This is a genomic window from Collinsella tanakaei (assembly GCF_016902615.1).
Classification (GTDB): Bacteria; Actinomycetota; Coriobacteriia; order Coriobacteriales; family Coriobacteriaceae; genus Collinsella; species Collinsella tanakaei_A.
In genome coordinates this window covers 1-5,252 of record NZ_JACJMB010000053.1, presented here as the reverse complement: position 1 = coordinate 5,252, position 5,252 = coordinate 1, and the positions used below count along the sequence as shown (strand labels likewise).

Sequence of the window (5,252 nt, the reverse complement as noted above, 5' to 3'; positions counted from 1 at the left end):
GTTCGGTGCCATGGGGCGCGGCCGCGCCCCATGGCACCGAACTACCCCGTCCCCCTTGGAGACAGCCCTCCATATTTCGCGGCTTATAATTGCATAAACGTCCACAGTATTCGCGTCGTACTGCATAATTCAATTTCAGCTACCTGGAGCTGCGAGAATTGCCGTACAATGCAAACGACCTATTGTCCTTTAAGCCGGTTCGGAGAGACCGAAAAGGAGCGTGCGTATGGAACTCAGAACCACCGTAGGTATCGAAACCCGAAAGGCTGCGCCGAGCGAGCTCGCGCAGCGCATCATCTCGAAGACGAGCAAAGGCTATCGCGGTCCTGCCATCCTCATGCTTGAGGACGGGACCGTTTTTTATGGCCGTTCGTGCGGGGCATCCGGTACCGCGACGGGCGAGGTCTGCTTCAACACCTCGCTCGAGGGCTACTTCGAGGTCTTCACCGACCCGAGCTACGCGGGCCAGATCGTGACCATGACCTATCCGCAGGTGGGCAACTACGGCATCGACCCCGCCGACGTGCAGAGCGCCTATCCGGGCGGCGACGCCCGCGGCGCGAACACCCCGGCGCTGCGCGGTGTGGTCGTGCACGACATGTGCGCCACGCCGTCGAACTGGCGCAGCGCCGTAAGCGTCCCCGCCTATCTCGAGCAAAACGGCGTTGTCGCCATCGAAGGCGTCGATACGCGCGCGCTCGTGCGCCATCTGCGCGACCACGGCGCCCAGAAGGGTATCATCTCCACCGAGTTCTTCGGCCTGATGGAGCTCGCGAACATGCTCGAGGCGGCCCCGTCGCTTGTGGGCCAGAACCTCGTGCGCACGGTGAGCTGCGCGGCCGCGCACCCCTATACCGCCGCCGACCTGCCCGAGCAGCACGCATTCGCCTCGGCGCCCGCGCCTGAGCCGGCGCGCCATCGCGTCGTAGTCTACGACTGCGGCATCAAGCGCGGTATCCTCGAGGGCCTCGTGCGCGCGGGCTGCGAGCTCACCGTCGTGCCGTGGGACACGTCGGCAGAAGAGGTGCTGGCGGAGAGGCCTGACGGCGTCTTTCTCTCCAACGGCCCGGGCGACCCCGACGCCGTCGAGGAGACCTATTCCCAGGTGCGCAAGCTTATCGGCCGCGTGCCGCTGTTCGGCATCTGCCTGGGGCACCAGATGATCAGCCTCGCCTGCGGCGCAGAAATCGAGAAGCTCAAGTTCGGCCACCGCGGCGGCAACCAGCCCGTCATGAACCTCATCAGCCATCGCGTGGAGATCACCGCGCAGAACCACGGCTTCGGCCTCTTGTTCCCGAGCCTGGGCGCTCTCGTGCCGGAGCTCTCCGGCGGCGTTACCGAGCACCCGGCCGACGGCGATCTGCGCTTCTGGGTGGAGCGCGGCGTAGCCCCCGTGGTTGACAACGACCGCTTCGGCCGCATTCGCCTCACGCATGTGAACCTGAACGACGGCACCGCCGAGGGCATCCAGCTGCTCGACCAGCCGGCGTTCTGCGTGCAGTACCACCCCGAGGCTGCGCCCGGCCCGACCGACGCGCACTACCTGTTCACGGCTTTCTGCCGCCTGATGGACGGCGACCCCGACTACCTGAATATCGACATCGCCAAGGACCGCCTCGCCGGGTGGGTCTTCGCGACGGATGACACCAAGTAGGGTGGAGCCTTTCCTCCCGACCGTCATCTGAAGAGCAAACCGACGCTGATTTCAGCGATGGCGACCGCGGGGCGCCCGCCCACGGTCTCCGTCGCGGGGATAGAGAAGAGTGAATCATGCCCAAACGTACTGACATCAAGCGCATCCTCGTCATCGGGTCCGGCCCCATCGTCATCGGTCAGGCCTGCGAGTTCGATTATTCCGGTGCCCAGGCCTGCAAGGTGCTGAAGGAGGAGGGCTACGAGGTCGTCCTCGTGAACTCCAACCCTGCCACCATCATGACCGATCCGGGCCTTGCCGACCGCACTTACGTGGAGCCCATCACGGCCGAGTTCGTGGAGCGCGTCATCGCCCGCGAGCATCCCGATGCGCTGCTGCCCACGCTCGGCGGCCAGACCGGCCTCAACGCCGCCGTCGAGCTCGCCAAAAGCGGCGCGCTCGACCGCTACGGCGTCGAGATGATCGGCTGCGACCTCGCCGCCATCGAGCGGGGCGAGGACCGCAAGCTGTTCAACGAGGCCATGGCCGAAATCGGCCTGGAGGTCGCGCGCTCCGGTTACGCCTACTCGGTCCAAGACGCCCTCGACATCGTCGCGCGCGTGGGCTACCCCTGCGTGCTGCGCCCGAGCTTCACGCTCGGCGGCGCGGGCGGCGGCATCGCGCACACCGAGGCCGAGCTCATCGAGATCGTCTCCCAGGGCCTCGAGCTCTCTCCTGCCCACGAGGTGCTTGTGGAGGAGTCCATCGAGGGTTGGAAGGAATACGAGATGGAGGTCATGCGCGACCGCGCCGGCAACGGCATCATCGTGTGCTCCATCGAGAACCTCGACCCCATGGGCGTCCACACGGGCGACTCCATCACCGTCGCGCCCGCCCAGACGCTCTCCGACCTCGAGTACCAGCGCATGCGCACCGCCTCGCTCGCCATCCTCGAGAAGGTCGGCGTGGAGACCGGCGGCTCCAACGTGCAGTTCGCCGTCAATCCGAGCAACGGCCGTCTCATCGTCATCGAGATGAACCCGCGCGTGTCACGCTCCTCGGCACTCGCCTCCAAGGCCACGGGCTTCCCCATCGCCAAGGCGGCCGCGCGTCTTGCCGTGGGCTACACACTCGACGAGATCGTGAACGACATCACGCGCGCAACGCCGGCGTGCTTCGAGCCCTCCATCGATTACTGCGTCGTCAAGGTGCCGCGCTTCGCCTTCGAGAAGTTCAAGGGCACCGACACGACGCTGTCCACCCGTATGAAGGCCGTGGGTGAGATTATGGCCATCGGCCGCACGTTCGAGGAGAGCTTCGGCAAGGCCATGCGCTCGCTGGAGGATGGCCGCGTGGGCCTGTTCTCGGGCAACGACGGTCTCGAGGCGCTCGATGACGACGCGCTGCTCCAAGGTGTCGCCACGCCTACCGAGGGCCGCATCCACTACGTGGTGGAGGCCCTGCGCCGCGGCTGGAGCGTCGAGCGTGTGCACGAGGCCTGCGGCATCGACCCGTGGTTCCTCACGCGCCTGTCCGACATGGCGGCCGTGCGCGAGGCCGTGCGCGGCATGCGCGTGGAGGACATCGACGCCGACGCCATGCGCCTGCTCAAGCAGTATGGTGCGAGCGACGCGGAGATCGCGCTGCTCACGGGTTCCGACGAGCGCTTCGTGCGCGCCTTCCGCAAGGGCCTGGGCGTCGTGCCGTCCATGAAGACGGTCGACACCTGCGCCGCGGAGTTCCCGAGCGCGACCGAGTACCACTACAAGACCTACGAGGCGCCCCTGCGCGCCGGTCTGGACGCTCGCCGCGAGGTTGCCCGCGACGAGGTCACGCCCGCCGCGAAGCCGAAGGCCATGATCTTGGGCGCCGGCCCCAACCGCATCGGCCAGGGTATCGAGTTCGACTACTGCTGCGTGCACGCGAGCTACGCGCTCGCCGGCCGCGGGTTCGAGACCATCATGGTCAACTGCAACCCCGAGACCGTCTCCACCGACTACGACACGAGCGATCGCCTCTACTTCGAGCCGCTCACCTACGAGGACGTCATGGACATCATCGATGTCGAGCGCCCCGACGGCGTCGTGGTCACGCTCGGCGGCCAGACGCCGCTCAAGCTTGCCCGCATGCTCGCCGACTCCGGTGTGCACATCATGGGCACCCAGCCCGACGCCATCGACTGGGCCGAGGACCGCGAGCGCTTCTCGGCACTCCTCGACGGCCTGGGCATCATGTACCCGCCTGCGGGCATGGCGACCTCCTTCGAGGAGGCCCAGGCCGTGGCGGCGCGCATCGGCTACCCGCTGCTCGTCCGTCCCTCCTACGTGCTCGGCGGCCGCGGCATGATGATCGCCTACGATGCCGACCACCTGCGCGAGTACATGGCCGAGGCCGCTCGCGTGAGCCCCGACTACCCGGTCTACCTCGACCGCTTCCTCGAGGGCGCCATCGAGTCCGACGTCGACGCGCTCTGCGACGGCGAGGAGGTTTACATCGGCGGCATCCTCGAGCACATCGAGGAGGCGGGCATCCACTCCGGCGACTCCGCGACCTGCATCCCGCCGTTCTCGTTCTCCGAGTCCCTGGTGGAGAAGCTCCGCGACACGACGCGCCGCATCGCCCTCGCGCTCGGCGTGCGCGGCCTTGTGAACGTGCAGTACGCCATCCGCGGCGAGAGCGTCTACGTCATCGAGGCGAACCCGCGCGCGAGCCGCACCGTGCCGTTCATCTCCAAGGCCACGGGCGTGCCGCTGGCGAAGGCCGCCGCGTGCATCATGTCCGGCGAGAAGATCGCCGACCTCAACCTTCCGGCAGACGACCGACATCTGGAGTGGTTCTGCATGAAGGAGGCCGTCATGCCCTGGGGCCGCTTCCCCGGTGCCGACGTGGTGCTCGGGCCGGAGATGAAGTCGACCGGCGAGGTCATGGGCATCGCGAAGAGCTACCCGGAGGCCTATGCCAAGTCGCAGCTCGCCATCAGCTACGAGCTCCCGACCCCTGGCAGCGGCAAGGTGTTCATCTCGGTGAACGACCGCGACAAGCGCCATATCCTCTCGCTTGCGCGCATCCTGCGCTACCTCGGTTTCGAGATCTGCTCCACCGAGGGCACCGCGCGCGTGCTCGCGGGCGGCAACGTTCCGTGCGAGGTGGTGGAGAAGATCAGCGGCCCGCATCCGAACGTGGGCGACATGATCGCCGACGGCGAGATTGCCTTCATCATCAACACGCCCTACGGCCCGGGTTCGCGCGGCGACGGCTACCTGGTGCGCACCGAGGCCGTGCGTCGCGGCGTGACGTGCCTGACCGCCCTGTCTGCGGCCAACGCCTTCGTGGCCGCCGTCGAGGCGCTGCAGCAGGCGAGGGCTGCCGGCGAGGGTTCCGGCATGGAGGTCATCGCCCTCCAGGACCTGCCTCAGTACGAGGTGTAAGGGACTGCCCGTGCTTCGCTGACCGTGACGGGCCCGGTTTGCGCTCGGCTTCGCACCCCGTCGTCCCGCACGGTTCTGGTCGCGAAGGGCCTGCGCCGTTCGCATCCATAACGGCAGCGTCTGCGCGCCCGCATCTCCTGTTCGGAGGCGCGGGCGCGCTTTTGCATGCCGACTGTCGCTCATGTCGGCGC

The 5,252-nt window shown here is 67.3% G+C and carries 2 protein-coding genes; both read left to right on the top strand.

What is annotated here, in order from left to right; genetic code table 11:
* Window positions 1-226: 226 nt before the first annotated feature.
* Window positions 227-1,654: a glutamine-hydrolyzing carbamoyl-phosphate synthase small subunit gene (gene carA, locus H6A21_RS10555; protein WP_204562744.1), complete on the top strand. Its 1,428-nt coding sequence runs from the start codon at window positions 227-229 to the stop codon at window positions 1,652-1,654.
* Window positions 1,655-1,770: 116 nt separating this feature from the next.
* On the top strand, window positions 1,771-5,061 hold the full coding sequence (gene carB / locus H6A21_RS10550; protein ID WP_204562743.1) for a carbamoyl-phosphate synthase large subunit: 3,291 nt from the start codon (window positions 1,771-1,773) through the stop codon (window positions 5,059-5,061).
* Window positions 5,062-5,252: the final 191 nt, after the last annotated feature.

What these genes read in the sequence shown, in the direction of transcription:
- carA (WP_204562744.1), top strand. Translation starts at nt 227, where the DNA reads ATGGAACTCAGAACCACCGTAGGTATCGAAACCCGAAAGGCTGCGCCG.
- carB (WP_204562743.1), top strand. Translation starts at nt 1,771, where the DNA reads ATGCCCAAACGTACTGACATCAAGCGCATCCTCGTCATCGGGTCCGGC.